Origin of the sequence: Paenimyroides aestuarii (assembly GCF_024628805.1) — a bacterium.
Taxonomy (GTDB): domain Bacteria; phylum Bacteroidota; class Bacteroidia; order Flavobacteriales; family Flavobacteriaceae; genus Flavobacterium; species Flavobacterium aestuarii_A.
Map to the genome: position 1 here is coordinate 2719904 of NZ_CP102382.1, position 21048 is coordinate 2740951.

Below are 21048 nucleotides of genomic sequence, written 5' to 3' on the forward strand. Positions count from 1 at the left end.
TTATCTAATTTTGTTAAAATGAATAATTTTTAACACTTCGAGATATCTAGAAGCTCTAGTCTTTGCATCGCCGAAGTCAAGCACCCGCTTTTTACCTTTAAGCACTAAATTTCTACGCAATTCAATATTTTGAACAATCTCTACTATCGTTTCGACAACAGCCTCTGGATTTCGAGGGTCAAAATACATCGCCGCATCTCGACAAATCGATTTTGCAAAAGAATAGTTTGATGTTAAAATTGGTCTTTCCATAATCATAGCTTCAGGGTAATTAGCAGAAAATGATTCAATCAAAGTTGGAAGGAAAAGCGCATCACATTCATGATAGAGCTGTGGACATTTTTTCACATCAACCCTTCCTAAATTGATAATTCGTGATTTCGCATCTATAGAAAATGCATTTTCGTACATTTGGTGATCTATGGTTAGTACGAATCGAACATTTAATTCGGGATATTTACTAATCAACGTCGGAATTACTTTATTTAAAATTGTAAGGTTTTTGTGTACCTCAAATGATGCCAATGTAATAAATCTAAACTCATTATTAGTTCGTGGAGGAAGTATTGATTTATTATCCAAAAGTTTAAAATTAACAAAATAATTATTATAAGTATTACTTACAGTGAATACTTCGGATCGAGATATTTCGAGATATTTGTGCAAACGCTCAGTCATATCTTCCGTTTCACAAATGAAATATTTGCCATTTCTTTTCAAGAAAAACTTATGCGCAAATTTCATTATATTAATTCGCAAATAGTCAATTTTCGAAATAACATCAAAAAAAGGAGAATCTGGATATACATAATATGAATTTGCAAAACCACACACATGTTTTGATGTCGGTGTCCAACAAGCAGGGCCAAAAACTGTAAAGACAATATCAGGATTAATTTTGTTCTCCATTTCGTGCAATTGTTTCCTGATTGCAAAACCTTTAATACCATACAGAGGGTGACTGTCAAAATAATAAAAACAAAAATTATTAGGAAACTGATTGATATGCAGTTCTCTAGCAACCGTTTTACTTAAAAAGACATGATAATAGTTTTCAGGGAAATCAATGCATTCGTTAATGAATGACACAGCAACTTGAGTTACACCTGTCCCACTAAGAGTGGTTGTATTTATTATTATTTTCATTTTAGAATAAATTTATAAATAAAATAAAATGACAAAATATAACCTACAGTAAAGGAAAATGAACTCAACAAGTCACCTCTCAACATAAAAAATATCATCCCCAATAAAATAAAATAAGGAATAATAATGATATTGGTACTACTAGTACCTAAAACATAATTGCTTAATACATCTAATTTTGCAGATAAATATGCTAAAATAAAAATAAATAATACTATTCCTAAATATCCAAAATTTATATATCCTTCTGCAAAAAAATTAGCACTAACATTGTTAAAAGAATAACCTTCATAATACGCAATATAGTATCCTGATCCAACAGGTTTATCAGACCAATAGCTTCGAGGAACCCAAAAAAAGATTACGCCAAGTAGCTGCTTTCCATAGGTTATATAATTTTCTAATACAATTATTGCAAAATTATAGTAGCTATCAAAGTTACCTGTACCAAACATAGAATAATCTAATTTTAATTCTAATTTTGTATATTTATTCAAGTGTCTAAAATTTTCTAAAAATGGAAAAATTATTAAAAATGATATTATAAAAAACAATGCAAAATTTTTAGAATCTCTAAATTTTTTAAAGACAATACATAAAACAGGTATATAGACCGCGGCGGCATAAAATCTTGGAACTCCTAAGGGAAAAGTAGTTAATATAGCTATTATAAATAAATAAAATTTTAAAAACCAGTTTTTGTTTTTTCTAGTACTAATCGCTATACAAAAAGATATTATTGGAATCGGTCTAATAAATTGACTTACAATTAATGATGAGGTACTACCAATATCCACTCTATCTATAGATGATTCACCTCCTCTTACAAGTAAACTAAATACATTAAAATTATTTAAATAAAAAACTAATATAAAACATAAAGTAGATATAACTGATAATTTGATTAAATGAGTAAAAGCTAAGTATTGAGATAAATTGCTAACTTTACTAAAATCATAACTCTTTTTAGAAGTTTTAGTAAAAAAATTATACATTAGAGAATATAAAAGAATAATAGCAATAATTAAAATATTCATATTGAAATACTCATATTCATTTAATATTCTTCCACCAAAAATAACAGTCTTTTGATAAAATTGGAGTAAAGGGGCTATGCCAAAGAAAAAGAAAAAAAACAAATTAATCATTAAATTCAAGGAAACATATTTGTTTTTTTTATGAAAAATATGATAGAGTGTAAATATTTGAATACCATAGCTGCTTAAAAAAACCCTCGTTGAAAAATGAGGAACTTCCGGATTATAGAATAATAAAAAACATAGGATAGTCGATATAATAAAAATAATATTCATTTACAATTTTTTAAAATTTAAATTTAAAACTTCTAAGTTTTCTACTGAACTTGAACCTTCATGATAAATTATGATTTTACGTTTGGAGTCAAATAAATTAATTATAAATAACTCAAATAAAATATCTGGACTTAATAAAATATCAAAATTTTCTATAAATTCTTCATCGATTTCTAACATGTGAGGGTGTGGTTTTATAATATTTATAGTATTTTCAGATTTAGAAATGTACTTTAATGCACTTTTATTAAATTTCCAACTACTCAAATAAATTATTATTTTATTGATTTTATTATCTATTTGAATATTGCTATACTCACTCAAATGATATCTATAATCTATCAAATTCTCTATCAGATTATTTGGGAATGCAAATCTTTTTTTTCTGTAATTAGGAAATATTTCTTTATGATAATTAATTCTGTATAAATATATTCCTGAGCATAAAATACTACTCCCATAGTGATTAAATTTTCTAAAAAAAAATTTCATTATATTTCTCGCAAATAAATTTTTATGTAAAGTATAAAGATTATCTCTATAACTACCTATTCCTTCTTCATATACAAAAATTACCCCCCCTTTTATCACAACCTTTAATTGAAAAATAAAATTCTGTAATCCATAATCAGAATCTACAAATATTAAATCATTTTTTTTTATTGATTTACTGAGAAAATCATATGCTTCTTTTAGATTATTAAAAAAAACGCTTCTATCCCAAAAGTTAGCTTTACCAACCTTTCTACTAAATTCTATCGCATTATAAAATGAGTTAACAATAATGATAGTGTTATTAGTTTTATTGGATGCTATATTAAGACAATTATAATATTGCAAAGGTTTAGTAGCTATATAGTAATTCATAAGTTAGATTTCTAAGATTTTATTATTTTTAATAATATTTATCATTTTTTCGACCAAAAACTTAATATCGTTAACACTTAAAACAAGAAAAATACATAATGGTAATATTATAAGATAATCTAAATTAAAAACAATTAAGAATAGAGAAAACACATAAGGAATAAGAATATTAAAACCGAAACAATCTTTTAAATTATTTAAAAATTTTCTTGAACTACAATTTATTTTTTTCTTTGTAAATGATACAGTTAAATATGTGTAAACAAAATAAGAAATCATGGTTGCAAAAATTACTAATTCATAAGAAAATTTTAAAATTACAATGAATATATAACATAGAAATATATTTAGCAGTAAACAAGATATAGATATCAAAGCATTAAGTTTTTCATATCCGTTTGCTATAAGAAATGTACCATAACCAAAAGAATTAGAATACAAAACAATTGTAAGTGAACAAAGTCCAATTAATTTAAAAGAATTTGTATATTCGGGAATCAAAACAATACCATAAGATATAATAGCTAAACCTATATAAAGCATTAAATAAGTCAAAGTTAAATATACTCTTCGTATATCCTGCAATGATTCTAGAACTTTATTTTCATTTAAAGTATTTAGAATTGAAACAACTTTAGGGTATATAAGAAATGAAATAGCCTGTAAAAATAATAATATTGAATTTCCTAATGTAAAAGCAAATGCAAATAAGCCAAATTCTTCTACTGAATAATAAGCACTAATAAAAGACCTCAGCGATAAAACAATTAAATAAAAAGATACATTGTAAAGAAACAGAAAAAAGCCTCTTTTCATTACTTCTTTGAAATCACTTGTAGGTGGTAATTGTAAACTAGGCAATACCTTTCCTTTAAGAAAATACAACGTTGAGGATAAATTTCCGATCACATAACATAAAATAAGATTTTTTAAAAGTTTCTCCCCATGAAAAATCATTACAACAACTAACATAAATATAGGAACTATCGATTGATAAAATGATATTTGAGATAACTTATTATTAATTCTATACAAATGCATTAATAAATTATTATAATTTACATTTAGAGCTATAAGACCTAATAACCAAATTTCATTATTAAGGTTATACTTACTAAAAATTTTAATTGGTAAAAAAAAATAATTGTAAAGAAAAAAAATTAAAACTAAAATATTTAAAAAAGAAACTAATATAAATCCTGTAGAAAAATATCGCCTCACTAATGGAAGATTCTCTTTATTTTTAATAATTAGAATATTGACTGCATTGGCAAAGCCAAAATCAAGAACTCCAAAATAATTAATAATTAACAAAATAAACCCCCAAATACCAAAATAATAGGGCCCTAAAGCGACTGCTATAAATATTGAAACAAAAAACTGTATACCGTAGGTTAAATATCTGGTCAACAGATATATTACATTCTTGTTTTTAAGAATACTTACAGTTTTATTAAAGAATTTAAACATTAGTATATGTCTGTAAATGAAATAGTACTTCCTTTGCTAATATCTCTCTTTGAGATTTTACCTAAAACATCTTTATAATGTTTTGGGTGCAATCCAAAGCCCGGTCTTATAGAACGTACATTTTTTTCGTTAATCACATCTCCTGCTTTAATATCTTCTACAACATAAAGTGATCTGGAAAAATCACGTCCTTTGATTTGCTTCTCGGTCAACGTATAATCTACTACTCCAATTGCTTTTTCTGCTTCACGAACTTCTTTTACCATTGTAGTAAACTCCTGCTCATTCATAGAAAAAGAAGCATCAGGTCCTCCAATAGAACGATCTAAGATAAAATGTTTTTCTATAATTTTTGCTCCAAAACAAGTTGCAACAACTGGTACTGTACTACCCATTGTATGGTCAGACAAACCACTAATTACATTAAAACGCTCAGCTAAATCTTTAACCATTAACATATTAGCTTCCTCTATTGGTGCAGGATAACTAGACGTACACTTTAACAAAGCAATATCATAATTTCCCATGCGATGGCACGCATCTATAGCCAATTCAATATCTTCTACTGTAGCAATACCTGTAGATATAATAACAGGCTTCCCTTTTGAGGCAACATATTCTATTAAAGGAATATCTGTAATTTCAAAAGAAGCAATTTTATAAGCCGACACATTTAGTTCTTCTAAAAAATCTACACTAGTTGGATCGAAAGGAGAAGAAAAACAAATTAATCCTTCCTCTTCTGCAACTCTCATAATCTCAGTATGCCATTCCCAAGGCGTATAGGCTTCTTGGTACAAATCATATAAATTTTTTCCTTCCCAAATAGTGCCTTTTATCATAAAATCCTCTTTGCGAGAATTGATAGTTATGGTGTCTGCTGTATAGGTTTGTAATTTTATACAGTCAGCTCCTGCACGTTTTGCAGCTCTTACTGTCTCTAATGCAGTCTCCAAACTGCCATTGTGATTAGCCGATAATTCTGCAATTATGAACACTGGGCTATTATTTCCTATATTAAAATTTGCTATTTTCATTGTATTATTTTTGTGAACTTTAATACACCATTTTCGGTTGTGGTATTATACCCTAGCTTATTGAATATTCGTATTGAAGCCGCATTTTCCTTTTGAACTAAGCCCACCAATCGTAAAGGTTTTAAATTAGAACTTACGATCTCATCTTCTATTAATATAAGTATTTCTGTTCCGAGTCCTTTTCCAAAGAAACTACTATCAATTAAATAACTTATCATAGCTTCATTTTCATTTAGATCTAATCTTATTGAACCTAAGGGAGTACCTAAAATATTTTCAAGAATGTAATAATGGCAATCATGATCTTCTATTTTACTTTTAAACCACTTACCATGCTCTTCTTTCCTAATTTGAGACTGGTTAAAAGAATATTTTCTAATTTGTGGATCTGTTGCCCATTCAAATGTTTTGTCATTATCTTTTGTAGTTGCTATGCGCAATCTTAACTTATTTATTATTGAGTGAATCACCACATCTTTGAATTCATAATTAAAAATACAATGTTCTTTTAAAACAGCTTCTTTTATAAATCCACATTTTTCAATAACCTCATAAAGGTGTGGTCTCAAATCAAATGCAAAGGTATATATCTTATGCAGACTTAAATCTTCAAAAGCTATTTTTTGAATAAGTCTTAAAAAAGTTTGCCAATGTAATCCGAAAAAATTCTTTTCCAATTCGGTATTCATTATAAAAGATATTTCAGCATTCTTGTCTAACCAATTAATATGTACTAAACCGCCATATCCAATACATTCTCCATTTTTTAAATATGAAAATAATAATTGATTAGGTGTTTCTTCTTCAAATAATTTAGAAACTACATTACTAAAATAACGCTCTTGATCAGATTCTGTTAATGGTTTGCTTTGTCGTAAATGATAAATCTGCTCATTACGCCATTTCATTATATCATATCTATCTTCAAACCTAATAGGCACAATACTATAATCACCAATAGAATAAGACTGCTTATTTAATACTTTGTAAGAGTTCATATTTTAATTCTGCTAATTTCCAATCCAACTCGTTATCTATATCTTGTCCTTGAAGCTCACTAATCTCGTAAGCACCAGTGTTCTTAGTTACTAAAACCGCTCCTTTGCAAATCAAATTTTCTTTCATCCAATAAAACTGTCCGGCATCATGAAAAGAATCATTTAAATCTTGACTACGTTTATTAGCATTCTCAGGATAGTTAAATGTTATTTTATCATCATTTACACTTAGTGAACGCTGAATAGGAAAACTATACTTGATTACAGAAAATAATGAATCAAATTTTTTTTCATTATAAACATCGAAGGACTTTTTCAATATTTCTGGAGATACCAAAGGAGATGTTGCATATATACAGCAAACGTTTTTAAAGTACTTTCCTTCCTTTTTGTATTTATCTACTACCTCTACTAAAACATCCATAGTAGTCGCAAAATCATCCGCCGTTTTTTCGGTTCGCATAAAAGGAACCTTTGCACCGTATTTTTTTGCCACCTCTGCAATTTCCTCATCATCTGTTGAAACCATCACTTCCGAAAATAAACCGGAGTCAAGGGCTACTTCTATAGAATAAGCGATAATCGGCTTTCCCAAAAAATCTTTGATGTTTTTTCGGGGAATCCGTTTGCTACCACCTCTAGCAGGAATAATACATAAGTTATTTTGTGTAGTACTCATCAATTGTATCGATTACAAATTGTTGTTCTTCTTCTGTCAATGTAGGGTACATAGGTAAACTGATGCAATGCTTATAATACATTTCTGCATTTACTCTATCCCCTTCTTTCCAGCCAAATTGTCTATAATAAGGCATTAAATGACAAGGTATATAATGTATTTGGGCAAAAATATTTTTTGTTCTTAAAAAATTATATAACCCTAAGCGGTCTTCTACTTCGATGACATACAAATGATAAGCATGTCCTTCTATTGCTCCTGACTGTCCTTTGATAAAAGCTTGGTTTTTGAAAGCTTGGTTGTAGGTTGATGCGATTTCTCTTCTTCTTTGGAGACCTTCGTCAGCTCGATTCAATTGACTGTTTCCGAGCGCTGCCTGAAAATCGGTAATCCGATAATTGTATCCCAATTCCTGCATTTCCATATACCATAGCGGATAATTCTCTTTTCCGCCTGCAAATTCAATAGTATTAGTATATAAATCATTATTTTTTACAATACCATGTGTACGCAATTGTAACAATTTATTATACAAATTTTTGTCGTTGGTTGTAATCATTCCTCCTTCACCAGAAGCAATGTGTTTTACCGGGTGAAAAGAAAAAATAGCTAATTCAGCAAAATTTCCGTTTCCACAAAATTGTTTATTATTTTTGCTGTCAACAAAATAACCGCCTGGTGCGTGACAAGCATCTTCAATAATCCAAAGCTCGTATTCATCTGCTAATTTTCTATACTCTTCAAGGTTTACTGCACGTCCTGCAAAATCAACGGGAATAATACCTTTATATGTACCTTTTGGTGCTGCTTCTAATAACTTTTTTACAGAATTAATATCCAATAAATACGTTTCCGGATTGATATCTCCAAAAACGACTTCACCTCCACAATATCTTACACAATTCGCTGATGCTGCAAATGTAATGGGAGTTGTAATTACTTTGTCTCCTTTTTGGACATCTAATGCCATTGCACAAAGATGCAAAGCCGCCGTACCATTAGATAATGCCACAGCATACTTAGCTCCTACATAATTTGCAAAATTATCTTCGAACTCTTTAATTTTTGGCCCTTGAGTAAGATAATCAGATTTTAGCGCTTCAATTACTACCTTAATATCCTCTTCGGTAATATTTTGCTTTCCGTATGGTATTACTTTATTTTCCATAATTATACTTCAAATGTGGAATCAACGTGTTCCTTAATCAATACTCTTAAACCCTCAACAGTTTCCCATTCTGTATTATCACCCGAGTTATAAGCAAATCCTTCTTCCACTTTAGAACCATTAAACTCATTAAGAAAATCCTGTAAATTCCATTTTGGAACTGATGGTAAAATAGTATAATATTTACCCAAATCATAAGTATAAAAAGAGTCTGACGGTGTAATCATTTCTTCATGTACTTTTTCACCGGGACGAATACCTACCACCTTATGTTCACATTCTGGCGCAACAGCCATTGCTACATCTAAAATTTTATAAGATGGAATTTTTGGAATAAATATTTCTCCACCCCAAGCATTAAATAGTGCATGCATTACCATATCAACACCTCCTTGTAAACTAATATTAAAACGAGTCATGTTTACATCAGTAATTGGCAATACTCCTTCTTTCTTTTTATTGATAAAAAATGGTATTACAGAACCATTTGAACCCATTACATTTCCGTAACGAACCACGGAAAAACGAATAGGATTATTGCCTCGAATATTATTTGCAGCTACAAACAACTTATCAGAAGCTAACTTCGTAGCACCATATAGATTAATTGGGGCACATGCTTTATCTGTTGATAAGGCAACAACTCTCTCCACTTCTGTATCAAAACAAGCATCGATTACATTTTGAGCACCATGAATATTAGTTTTCACACATTCATCAGGGTTGTACTCTGCAATTGGCACATGTTTCATTGCCGCAGCATGAATTACATAATCTACTCCTTTCATAGCTCTTATCAAACGTTCTTTATCACGCACATCACCAATGAAGAATCTAATTTGAGGAAATTCATTCGCGGGATATTCCTGAGCCATCTGAAATTGCTTTTGCTCATCCCTTGAAAAAATAACTAATCTCTTTATATTAGGATAGTTTTTTAATATATGTGCTGTTAATGCTTTTCCTAACGAACCTGTACCACCAGTAATTAAAATTGATTTATTTTCCACCATTTTAATGTCATTAATTTTACAAAATAATATATTTATTGTCTATTTTAGATTTTGAAGGTATTTACCATAACCACTTTTTTTCAGTGGATTAGCAACTTGAAATAATTGTTCTTTATTGATGTAGCCCATACGATAAGCCACTTCTTCAATAGCACCAATCTTCATACCTTGACGTTCTTCGATTACTTGTACAAACTGCCCCGCCTGCATTAAGGAAGCAAACGTACCAGTATCTAACCAAGCGGTGCCACGATCGAAAACGCCTACACGCAACTTCCCGCGTTTTAAATACTCTTTGTTTACATCGGTAATTTCGTATTCGCCACGAGCTGATGGTTGAATGTTTTTAGCAATTTCCACCACCGAATTGTCGTAAAAATACAGGCCTGGTACAGCATAATTTGATTTGGGCTGCGTTGGTTTTTCTTCTATTGACAATACATTATTATCCGCATCAAACTCTACTACTCCGTAACGTTCCGGATCGTGTACCGGATAAGCAAATACCACTCCGCCTTCTTCTTTGGTACAGTCTTGCAGCAACTTGCTCATACCACTGCCATAGAAAATATTATCGCCCAATACCAAGGCTACTTTATCCGTACCAATAAAATGTTCCCCAATCACGAATGCCTGTGCCAAACCATTTGGTTCAGGTTGCTCGGCATATTCAAAACGACAACCGATTTGAGAGCCATCGCCTAATAATTTTTTGAAATGTGGTAAATCATGCGGCGTGGATATGATTAATATTTCATTGATACCCGCCAACATTAATGTTGATAAGGGGTAATATATCATGGGTTTATCATACACCGGCATTAACTGTTTGCTAACTGCAAGGGTTAAAGGATGTAAACGGGTTCCGGATCCGCCGGCTAAAATGATTCCTTTCATACTATTTATTTTCAGTAAAATTTGTTAAATGGTAAATCTGCTATTTTATCTTTTAAATAATTATACATTAATAAAATAAGTCTTCTTTAATTGAATTATCCCTATCTTTTAGATATAATAAAATTTCTTTTAAAAACATAACCGAAACTCAATACATCTGTGTATCATATAGCATTTACTTTTGAAATAAAATCTTCTATTTCTAATTTCATTTTTAACTTTCTAACGATCTATATTTTTATACTATATACCTCTTTCTTCACCCCCAAACAGCACAATGCCGTCTTTTGTGAGTGGTTTGTTGTAATACAAACAAATACTGCGGTGGGCAATATCTTTTATTTTAGGGATGATGTTTTCGGTGTATTCCGTATTGATGTCGGTGCCCACAATGTTTATTTCAATGGTGCCGCTATCAATTCCCTTGGCGTAATCGCCTATTAACTCAATGGTTTGCACATTGCCCATGCGCTCTACCACTTGTTCCACAATGGCATCTAACCCTAAATATTTGTGCACCACTTGTTGCAATAATTGAAACATGGGGTGTTTGGTATTGGCTTTGTAGGCAATTTTGTTGCTTACTTCTTTTTTTTGCAAATACCCGGCTTCCGATAAATGGTTCAACTCTTTCCGAATGGCATTGGTTGACTCGTTAAACTCGGATGCCAAACCTCGCAAATGTCCTGAATTGGCGGAAGTTACAAAAAACTTTACCAATAGCTTTACACGGGTTTTTGAGGTGATTAATGATTCTAACATTTTGTTATTAAAACGAGCAGTAAAGGTACTCGTTTTTTGTTAACGAACAAATTTTTGCTAAAAATTTTACGATTTGGTAATCTGGTTCTTTTACTGTATAGCGTAGGAATGTATATTGTATGTTTGGGTGATGAGGTTGATAGCGCCATTCTTGGAAATGATTTAATATGTTGTTGATTGGTTTAAAGTTTAAGGTTTTGGTTGCTGTATATTGTATGAATGTATATTGTATGTTTGGGTGATGTGGTTCAGAGTGCAATTTGTGGGAATATTTTAATCTGTGGTTCACTCGTTTAATGGCTCACCTGTTTACTCGTTTAAAGTTTAAAATTGAGTGAAACAGTAATTCTTATTTTGAAACCGTAAAACTCCCCCTTTGAAGGGGGATTAAGGGGGATGTAATTTTTTTTGGTATAATGTAAAATGTATATATGGGTGATGTGGTTGATAGTGCCATTCTTGCAAATCTTTTAATCTATGGTTGTAGGTTTGTAGGTTGCTTTAAAATTTGTCCTTATCAAATTAGGAAAATGAGAATGCAGAAGGTTTTATATACCTTTCCAAAATTCATCAGTTAAATAAAAAACGGTATCAATGAAGTATAAAATATCATTTTGTGTTAGCACATTTTCATCATGTAAATCTTCCAATATGATTCCTATTTCCTTATTGATATAATCATTGTTACGGTTATTATAAAAACCATTTGCAGTCAAAAAACTTTTTACCTTATTTAAATCGGTCACAGATGTAACAGAAACATAGTTTTGCTGCACAACCGCATATAAAACATTATTATCTTTAGTAAATCCTTTTAATTCATAAGCTGTATCGGCGAAAAAGAAATTATGAAGAAGTAAATTAAATAAATAATCTCGCCAAGAACTATAATAAATAGCGTCGTTTAATTTTAATACATATTCGCTATCTTTCAGATAAACCTTTTGTTCAGCTCCCTCACTTACATACTGCGAAAAATCAATGTTATTAATCCACAAATGATTTGCGGTTATATAACTTTCTAAGACCTTTGTTTCTTGTTCTTTGAAAGACTTTTCAACTTCAGTTGTTGTGCTTGCTTGCGTGCCATTGCTAAGGTAACTGGTAATTGCTTGGATAACTGTTCCAAACCTAACTTGGCTCTTTCCTGAAAGGATATGCTATAATTCATGTTTCAAACTATTTTGCATCTACAAATGTAAAGAATATTTTTATTTCACTAAAAGAGATGATTCAATGGATAAATGTGAATTTGCTGATAAACAAATGATTCGCTGAAATAAATCTAGTTGAGAGTGGAATTCTTGGAAATTATTTAATCTGTGGTTCACTTGTTCACTCGTTTACTGGCTCACCTGTTTACTAGTTTAAGGTTTTGTTTGATGTATAGCGTATGAATGTATATTGTATGATCGGGTGATGTTGTAAATAGCGCAATTTGTGGAAAACCATTAATTTGTCGCGAATTGGTTTAGAGTTTAAGGTTTAAGGTTGCAATGAAAAGCGGATTCAACTGTTTACTTATACTTTTTTTACACTATACAACAATACAATTTACAATATACATTTGTGTATTATAAATATTCCAACATCCCCCCTGCCCCCCTTCAAAGGGGGAATATTTGCAGTTTTGTTTTTAATTTGGGATTATAAAAAAAGTTACTTTTAAACTGGAAGTTTTAATAGGAACTACTATCTTATTTTGAAACCACAAAACTCCCCCTTTGAAGGGGGATTAAGGGGGATGTAATTTTTTTTGTATAATGTAAAATGTATATCGTATGTGTGGGTGATGTTATAAACAGCGCAATTCGTGGAAAACCATTAATCTGTCGCGAATTGTTTTAAAGTTTATTATTTAAGGTTGCAGTGAAAAGCGGATTCGACTGTTTACTTATACTATTTTACACTATACAACAATACAAACTACAATATACCTATAAATGAATACGCACCATTGAACTATTTATTTAGAAAAAGAAAAAATAATAAAATTTTCTTAAAAGAAGATGTGTTTACTTGATTTTTTCTTATACATTTACGTCATAAATAACCAGGAGGAAATTGGGCCACTTATAAAGAAACAACATGTACTTATTTAACAATTCCGCCTAATGAAACTGCCATTTTTTTCAAAGAAAAATACTACCAAAAACCAACCTGAAACACAAACAGAAAAGTTACAAACATCACTTTCTGCTGAAATTGAAAAAAGCCTTCCGCAACCTTTGGGAATGCTTCAAATAAATTATGTTTTTTTATGCACTGAAGGGCGCAAGGGAGATCATTTTGCCAGTAAGTTAGCTGAAGCTGGTGACGAGATAAGCTATCGAAAAATTGTAGGCAAAGGATATGTTATTACTGGAACCACTGAACTTATAAAAGTAGATGCTGACATTGCTAAACAGCGGATTATAGAGATGACGGAGCATGGATTAAAATACGGCTGTTCGCTAGCGGAATGGAATTTTATTGCTTGTTGATACTTTATGAGGTGCTGCATCCACAAAAGATTCTAAACAGCTAACGAACACTCACACACTATTTATCGATTTATTTTTTTTCAAATCTGTTGATATCCTTTCATAGATAATAAGGTATGGTCTATTAAATTTATACGGATTTTAATCTGTTGTGTTCCATTTGTTGCATCATTTTGATGATTGCCTCGCAATGATTTCTATAAATCTTGTGCATCTAATAATGTTTATTATGACGTTTTGATGCGGTATTAAATTGTTTCCCGATAAGTTTGTTGTATATTAGAGTTTAGCAAAAATCATATCACTTAAATGAACCTGCATTTTATTAAATCTATACAAAAAGAAAAAATCTAATCTATTTATGAGCCATACTAGTGAAAACAATAAACAATTCATTGAAAAAATTTGGATAATTGTAGGAATTGTAGCTTTTTCGGTTTCTTTACTTTTAATCATTAAAACATCGTTTAACGTTTTATTACTTGTTTTTGCAGGTGTTCTTCTGTCGGTTTTCTTTAGGGGATTGAGTGGTTTTATACAGCGCAAAACGGGCTTAAAGGAAATGACAAGCGTAGGAGTTTCAATCGTATTATCGATAATTGTGCTCGTAGGATTTTTTTGGCTTATGGGTGCCAAAATTCAGATGCAGGTAGAAGAATTATCTGAAACGCTACCAAAAACTATTGATAAAGTGCGGGAAACACTCAACGCCAGTGAAGCGGGAAAGGAAGCGATGCACACAATTTCGGATGAAGACCACACAGCAAAGCTCACCAATTTTGCAAGTACGTTTTTTAAATCAACTTTTGGTGTTTTTGGTGATTTGTATGCTGTGCTTTTTATGGGATTTTTCTTTACTATTTCACCAGGTCTGTATTTGAAAGGTATGGTGCAATTGATTCCGGGGAAGGCACAAGATGAGTTTGTAAAACTTTTGAATAAGTTGGGAACGCAATTGCGCAAATGGCTTAAGGGAAAACTGCTCTCAATGCTTATAGTTGCAGCCATGACTGCTATTGGTTTGGCTATATTAGGAATTCCGTTATGGTTGGTGTTGGCACTTTTTGCCGGATTGGTTAGTTTTATTCCGAATTTTGGTCCTATCATTGGTATGACCCCAGCCGTTTTGGTAGGCTTAATGAGTGGAATTGACACAGCACTGTATGTGGTAGGTATTTTTGTACTCATACAGTTTATAGAGAGTAATTTTATAACCACTACAATTCAGCAAAAAATGGTCAACCTTCCTCCGGCTCTTATCCTTATTGCTCAATTAATTATGGGAGCATTGACAGGCGGTTGGGGACTTGTTCTGGCAACTCCCATCACAGTGGTACTTCTAGTAATTGTAAAAGAATTATATATTAATAAACGCCACACCCCTTTAAAGAACTCTACAGATGGCAATGAAAAAAGTTGAAACTGCTTTATTTGTGGTTGATTTGTTTAAGGCTTAAGGTTTTGTTTGATGTATAGCGTATGTCTGGGTGGTGTGATTCAGAGTGCGATTTGTAGAAAACCATTAATCTGTCGCGAATTGGTTTAAGGTTTTGTTTGATGTATAGCGTATAAATGTATATTGTATATCTGTATGATGTGGTTCATAGCGGAATTTGTGGTAATTTTTAATCTGTGGTTCACTTGTTCACTCGTTTACTGGCTCACCTGTTTACTAGTTTAAAGTTTAAGGTTTAAAGTTGAGTGAAACATTAATTCTTATTTTGAAACCGTAAAACTCCCCCTTTGAAGGGGGATTAAGGGGGATGTAATTTTTTTTCTGTATAATGTAAAATGTATATTGTATGATCGGGTGATGTGGTAAGTAGAGGAATTTGTGGTAACCTTTTTAATCTCGGGCTGATTTGTTTAAAGTTTAAGGTTTTGTTTGCTGTATATTGTATAAATGTATAGTGTATGTCCGGGTGATGAGGTTGATAGCGCCATTCTTGGAAATCATTTAATCTGTGGTTCACTTGTTCACTCGTTTACTGGCTCACCTGTTTACTAGTTTAAAGTTTTGGTTACTGTATAATGTAAAATGTATAGTGTATGTCCGGGTGATATGGTTCATAGCGGAATTTGTGGTAATTTTTAATCTGGGAGTATATTAGTTTAAGGTTTAAAGTTTAAGGTTGGAGGTGTTTTAATATCATTCGGACTTAAATTAACAAATCCTATCTTCATTCTTCTTCTTCTTCTTCTTCTTTTACGTCCATGTATTATTTTACAGCTTGGAAGTCGTGAATCTTCGATTTATGACTAAAAGAAGCAAAAGTCTTTCTTTTTTATCTTTCCTCGGTTAAAAAAACGGTTACCTTACATCTCAAAAACGATCAAATCGAAACGTAGCAAGCTACCCGATTTGATTACGTTTTTTTCAATGAGATAATCCCGCTATATCGGGACAAGCTCTTCGTCTTTTAACCAATGATGCTTTAATCCAGGTTATTAGTTTAAATTTGAGTGAAAAAGCGGATTCGACTGTTTACTTTCATTTTTTTACACTATACAACAATACAATTTACAATATACATATTAATAAAGAGGGTGTTTTTGCTGTATAGCGTATGAATGTATATTGTATGTTTGGATGATCAGGTTGATAGCGGATTTCGTGGTAACCTTTTTAATCTCGGGTTGACTGGTTTAAAGTTGAGTGAAACATTATTCTTATTTTGAAACCGTAAAACTCCCCCTTTGAAGGGGGATTAAGGGGGATGTAATTTTTTTTCTGTATAATGTAAAATGTATATTGTATGATCGGGTGATGTGGTAAGTAGAGGAATTTGTGGTAACCTTTTTAATCTCGGGCTGATTTGTTTAAAGTTTAAGGTTTTGTTTGCTGTATATTGTATAAATGTATAGTGTATGTCTGGATGATCAGGTTTATAGCGCCTTTCTTGGAAATCATTTAATCTGTGGTTCACTTGTTCATTCGTTTATTGGCTCACCTGTTTACTAGTTTAAAGTTTTGGTTGCTGTATAATGTAAAAATGTATATTGTATATCTGTATGATGAGGTTGGTAGCGCCATTCTTGGAAATCATTTAATCTGTGGTTCACTTGTTCACTCGTTTACTGGCTCACCTGTTTACTAGTTTAAAGTTTAAGGTTTAAAGTTGAGTGAAACATTAATTCTTATTTTGAAACCGTAAAACTCCCCCTTTGAAGGGGGATTAAGGGGGATGTAATTTTTTTTCTGTATAATGTAAAATGTATATTGTATGATCGGGTGATGTGGTAAGTAGAGGAATTTGTGGTAATTTTTAATCTGTGGTTGATTTGTTTAAAGTTTAAGGTTTTGTTTGTTGTATATTGTATAAATGTATAGTGTATGTCCGGGTGATATGGTTGATAGCGCCATTCTTGGAAATCATTTAATCTGTGGTTCACTTGTTCACTCGTTTACTGGCTCACCTGTTTACTCATTTAAAGTTTAAGGTTTAAAGTTGAGTGAAAAAGCTGATTTAACTTTTTACTTATACTTTTTTTCACATTAAACACTATACAATCTACAGCAATACAATATACAACAATCATAAGGAGTTACTTTTTCACCAATTATTCAATAAAAAGTTTTGTAATTCCACCACTAATATTCCTTCAATAGTGTTACCTGAAAAATGATCAAGAGTTACTACCATTTTGGGATAATTATCTTTTATCTTTTTTAGATTGCCAAATTCACGTTCTATCGTTTTTTCTTCTAATAACGCCAAAGCAACTTGAACATACACTTTTTCTCCATTTTTTTCTGCTATAAAGTCAATTTCATTTGCACCTATTATTCCAATAGTAACCGAATAGCCTTCAATCAATAAATGATTATATACCACATTTTCGATTATTTTTCCACGGTCTTGCAGTTTATATCCCCACATTGCATTTCTTATACCCATATTTTCAAAATAGTACTTCTCTCCAATCTCAAATATTTTTTTTCCTTCTATATCATACCTCTTTACCTGATGAATTAAAAACGCGTTGGTTAAGTGCTGTATATAAAGTTGAACTTGATTGGATGCTATATTTACTTTTTGAGATTTCAAAAAATCACTGATTTTTTTTGCTGAAAAAACACTTCCTGTGTTAGAAGCCAAAAAGAAAATCAATTGTTCTAAAAAAACAGTGTTTCGTACCGCATATCGATTGATTACATCTCGGAATACAATGGTGGAGTAAATATTCTTTAAATATTCAAAAATGATGGCATCTTCAAATGGTAAATGTTTTAAATAAGGCAAACCGCCGTATTTCAGGAATTTTTCTAATGAAACCGAATTGTTTTCTAAGTCATGAAATGTTAAAAACTCTTTGTATGATAAACTGTAAACAGTTATTTCAATTGCTCTGCCACTTAAAAAGCCTGAAATATCTCCAGATAAAAGGTTGGCGTTGCTACCTGTGCAGTACAAATCTAAATCATTGTGAAGCAATAAAGAACGAAGCGCTGTTTCAAATTCAATGATATCTTGTATCTCATCTATAAAAACATAAGTTTTAAATGTTTTCGACTTATTTTTTAAAATATAATCATTAAGATCTTGGGCGTTTTTCAAATGCGAAAATGCTAAATCTTCTTTGTTTATATAAATAATTGTTGCGTCAGGATCATCTTTTTTAATAATAGTCATCAATTGAAGTAAAAGGTAACTTTTACCCACTCTGCGTTGTCCGGTAAAACATTTTATGAGATTTTTTCCAATAAAAGGTTTCACACGATTTATATATAACGGTCTTAATATAGCGTTTGTTTCCAATTTTAATTATACTTTATATACACATGCTAATATAAAAAAGTTTTAATTATGATTAAAACTTTTTTATAAATAAAATTTAATTTAAATCATACTTAAAACATATAGCGCAGTAAAGTTTATTGAGCAATACTTGGAAATCTTTTAATTTGTGGTTCACTTGTTCACTCGTTTACTGGCTCACTTGTTTACTAGTTTAAGGTTTCGGTTGCTGTATATTGTATAAATGTATATTGTATGTCTGGATGATGAGGTTGATAGCGGAATTTGTGGTAATTTTTAATCTGGGAGTATATTGGTTTAAGGGTTAAAGTTTAAGGTTGGAGGTGCTTTAATATCATTCGGACTTAAATTAACAAATTTTATCTTCATTCTTCTTCTTTTACGTCCATGTATTATTTTACAGCTTGGAAGTCGTGAATCTTCGATTTATGACTAAAAGAAGCAAAAGTCTTTCTTTTTTATCTTGCCTCGGTTAAAAAACGGTTACCTTACATCTCAAAAACGATCAAATCGAAACGTAGCAAGCTACCCGATTTGATTACGTTTTTTTCAATGAGATAATCCCGCTATATCGGGACAAGCTCTTCGTCTTTTAACCAATGGCGCTTTAATCCAGGTTATTAGTTTAAGGATGCAGTGAAAAAGCTGATTTAACTGTTTACTTATACTTTTTTTACACTATACAACAATACAATTTACAATATACATATAAATGAAGAGGTTGTTTTTGCTGTATAGCGTAGGAATGTATATTGTATGTTTGGATGATAAGGTTGATAGCGCAATTTGTGGTAACCTTTTTAATCTCGGGCTGATTGGTTTAAAGTTTAAAGTTTTGGTTGCTGTATAATGTAAAATGTATATTGTATCTCTGGATGATATGGTTGATAGCGCCATTCTTGGGAATCATTTAATCTGTGGTTCAGTGGCTTATTTGTTTACTCGTTTAAGGTTTAAAGTTTAGTGAAAAAGCTGATTTAACTGTTTACTTATATTTTTTTACACTATACAACAATACAATTTACAATATACATTTGTGTATTATAAATATTTCAACATCCCCCCTGCCCCCTTCAAAGGGGGAATATTTACAGTTTTGTTTTTAGTTTGGGATTATAAAAAAAATAAACGGGTTCATATTTAATTTATTGATACTAATAATTAAAAGCCTTGTAAAGTAACCTAATCTATACCTGAAAACAGTCAACGATTTATTTCCTTATTTTTAGACTTTGACTTCTTACCTCCCTGACTGTTATATAGTTTGCAATTTTATAACAAATAAAATGTATTCTTGCTATTTTGAGAAGACCTGTAAAATAAGCTTTAAATAGGTCTAATAATTGTTTATCTTTGTTTTTTGAGTTGGATTTCTTATATGTACGCATTACTTAGGAAACAATATCTTAATATACTGAAAATTAGTTTTTTAATAAATTTTAATCGCGGTTATTTATTGATTTTTTAATTACTTAAAATTTTGGTCGTTTACTAAACTTAATTTATAATGGAAGAGCGTTTATATCAAAAATTTAAGCTTCTTTTTTCGATATATTCTGATGATAAAATTCTTTTAGAAGAATATTGGTCAGAAATTTTAAAGCAATATTCCAGTACAAAAAGATACTATCATAATTTACATCATCTAGATTTTATGATTAATGAGCTAGAAGGCGTGAAATCTGAATTTCAGGATTGGAACGCTATGTGCTTTTCTATTTTCTATCACGATATTATTTATAAAAGTACTGCTAAAAATAATGAAGAAAAAAGTGCGGAAATAGCAAAAAATCGGTTACAAAAAATAAGTGTGCCTATTGATAAAATAGACACCATATACAACCAAATTTTAGCTACCAAAAAGCATCTGTTTTCTAATGACAAAGACACTAACTATTTATTAGACGCAGATTTAGCTATTCTTGGAAAAAGTTGGACAGACTATGAAGTATATATTAAAAACATTAGAAAGGAATATGCTGCATATCCTGATTTCATATACAAGCCGGGTAGAAAAAACGTTTTGAAACATTTTTTAGCTTTTAAAACTATATACAAAACAGACTTTTTTTACAATAAGTACGAATTACAAGCAAGAGAAAATATGCAACGAGAGTTGAAGCAATTATAATAAATTGAGATGTACCAAGACTTACCAAAAGAAGTATGCACTTATTTACTGCAACAGCTGATAAGTTTTTGTACTTCCCATCTTTTTTAATGTAAATTAATCTAGCCACTCACCTTACTTTAAGAGCAGAGGATTTAAGTTGTCTTTTGCGTTAGGGATGGAAGTGGATAGCCCACAGCGAGGAGGCACGACGAGCGAGGACTTGGAACAAACAGCCCGCCCCGACTATTTGAAAGGATGGTTTGTTTTGCACATAGTGTAATGAACTTGCATTTTGCTTGTGAAACGATAAGGGAGGGGAACGCCCTGAACAAAATCAAAAAA

General features: G+C 30.9%; 16 protein-coding genes. 3 read left to right on the forward strand and 13 right to left on the reverse strand.

All coding sequences use genetic code 11. The features are described 5' to 3' along the window. The 12 genes from NPX36_RS13225 to NPX36_RS13280 form a co-directional block, all read right to left on the reverse strand. Positions 1-1146, reverse strand: coding sequence for a glycosyltransferase (locus NPX36_RS13225; protein ID WP_257499198.1), 1146 nt, complete (start codon positions 1144-1146; stop codon positions 1-3). Further along, a complete protein-coding gene (locus NPX36_RS13230) occupies positions 1143-2459 on the reverse strand; it encodes an O-antigen polymerase (protein ID WP_257499199.1) in 1317 nt (438 codons plus the stop codon). Before NPX36_RS13230 ends, NPX36_RS13225 begins: the two co-directional genes overlap by 4 nt. Then, entirely contained in the window at positions 2460-3326 is an 867-nt protein-coding gene (locus tag NPX36_RS13235) for a hypothetical protein (RefSeq protein ID WP_257499200.1), read from the reverse strand. Between the two features lie 3 nt (positions 3327-3329). Continuing rightward, positions 3330-4796: a lipopolysaccharide biosynthesis protein gene (locus NPX36_RS13240; RefSeq protein WP_257499201.1), complete on the reverse strand. Its 1467-nt coding sequence runs from the start codon at positions 4794-4796 to the stop codon at positions 3330-3332. Then, the gene (gene pseI / locus NPX36_RS13245; RefSeq protein WP_257499202.1) at positions 4796-5833 is read right to left on the reverse strand and encodes a pseudaminic acid synthase; all 1038 of its coding nucleotides are present in this window, start codon (positions 5831-5833) and stop codon (positions 4796-4798) included. Before pseI ends, NPX36_RS13240 begins: the two co-directional genes overlap by 1 nt. Continuing rightward, complete coding sequence (locus tag NPX36_RS13250) at positions 5830-6831, reverse strand: GNAT family N-acetyltransferase (RefSeq protein ID WP_257499203.1); 1002 nt, start codon at positions 6829-6831, stop codon at positions 5830-5832. Before NPX36_RS13250 ends, pseI begins: the two co-directional genes overlap by 4 nt. Then, complete coding sequence (pseF, locus tag NPX36_RS13255; RefSeq protein WP_257499204.1) at positions 6806-7510, reverse strand: pseudaminic acid cytidylyltransferase; 705 nt, start codon at positions 7508-7510, stop codon at positions 6806-6808. Before pseF ends, NPX36_RS13250 begins: the two co-directional genes overlap by 26 nt. Next, a complete protein-coding gene (gene pseC / locus NPX36_RS13260; protein ID WP_257499205.1) occupies positions 7491-8678 on the reverse strand; it encodes a UDP-4-amino-4,6-dideoxy-N-acetyl-beta-L-altrosamine transaminase in 1188 nt (395 codons plus the stop codon). Before pseC ends, pseF begins: the two co-directional genes overlap by 20 nt. 2 nt (positions 8679-8680) lie before the next feature. Further along, entirely contained in the window at positions 8681-9691 is a 1011-nt protein-coding gene (gene pseB, locus NPX36_RS13265; protein ID WP_257499206.1) for a UDP-N-acetylglucosamine 4,6-dehydratase (inverting), read from the reverse strand. A 39-nt stretch (positions 9692-9730) separates the two neighbouring features. After that, complete coding sequence (gene rfbA / locus NPX36_RS13270; RefSeq protein ID WP_257499207.1) at positions 9731-10588, reverse strand: glucose-1-phosphate thymidylyltransferase RfbA; 858 nt, start codon at positions 10586-10588, stop codon at positions 9731-9733. Positions 10589-10831: 243 nt separating this feature from the next. Further along, complete coding sequence (locus tag NPX36_RS13275) at positions 10832-11350, reverse strand: ArsR family transcriptional regulator (protein WP_257499208.1); 519 nt, start codon at positions 11348-11350, stop codon at positions 10832-10834. Between the two features lie 548 nt (positions 11351-11898). Then, the gene (locus NPX36_RS13280) at positions 11899-12507 is read right to left on the reverse strand and encodes a putative polyvalent protein kinase domain-containing protein (RefSeq protein ID WP_397376473.1); all 609 of its coding nucleotides are present in this window, start codon (positions 12505-12507) and stop codon (positions 11899-11901) included. A 957-nt stretch (positions 12508-13464) separates the two neighbouring features. On the opposite strand from NPX36_RS13280, the gene NPX36_RS13285 reads away from it, so the two are divergent. Both NPX36_RS13285 and NPX36_RS13290 read left to right on the forward strand, forming a co-directional pair. Further along, the gene (locus NPX36_RS13285; RefSeq protein WP_257499210.1) at positions 13465-13833 is read left to right on the forward strand and encodes a hypothetical protein; all 369 of its coding nucleotides are present in this window, start codon (positions 13465-13467) and stop codon (positions 13831-13833) included. Between the two features lie 361 nt (positions 13834-14194). Further along, positions 14195-15253 (forward strand): AI-2E family transporter, encoded by a 1059-nt coding sequence (locus NPX36_RS13290; RefSeq protein WP_257499211.1) that lies wholly within the window; start codon positions 14195-14197, stop codon positions 15251-15253. A 2134-nt stretch (positions 15254-17387) separates the two neighbouring features. On the opposite strand, the gene NPX36_RS13295 is transcribed toward NPX36_RS13290, so the two are convergent. Beyond that, a complete protein-coding gene (locus NPX36_RS13295; protein WP_257499212.1) occupies positions 17388-18593 on the reverse strand; it encodes an ATP-binding protein in 1206 nt (401 codons plus the stop codon). Positions 18594-20100: 1507 nt separating this feature from the next. Here NPX36_RS13295 and NPX36_RS13300 point away from each other — a divergent pair. Next, entirely contained in the window at positions 20101-20724 is a 624-nt protein-coding gene (locus tag NPX36_RS13300) for an HD domain-containing protein (RefSeq protein WP_257499213.1), read from the forward strand. Positions 20725-21048 lie beyond the last annotated feature (324 nt).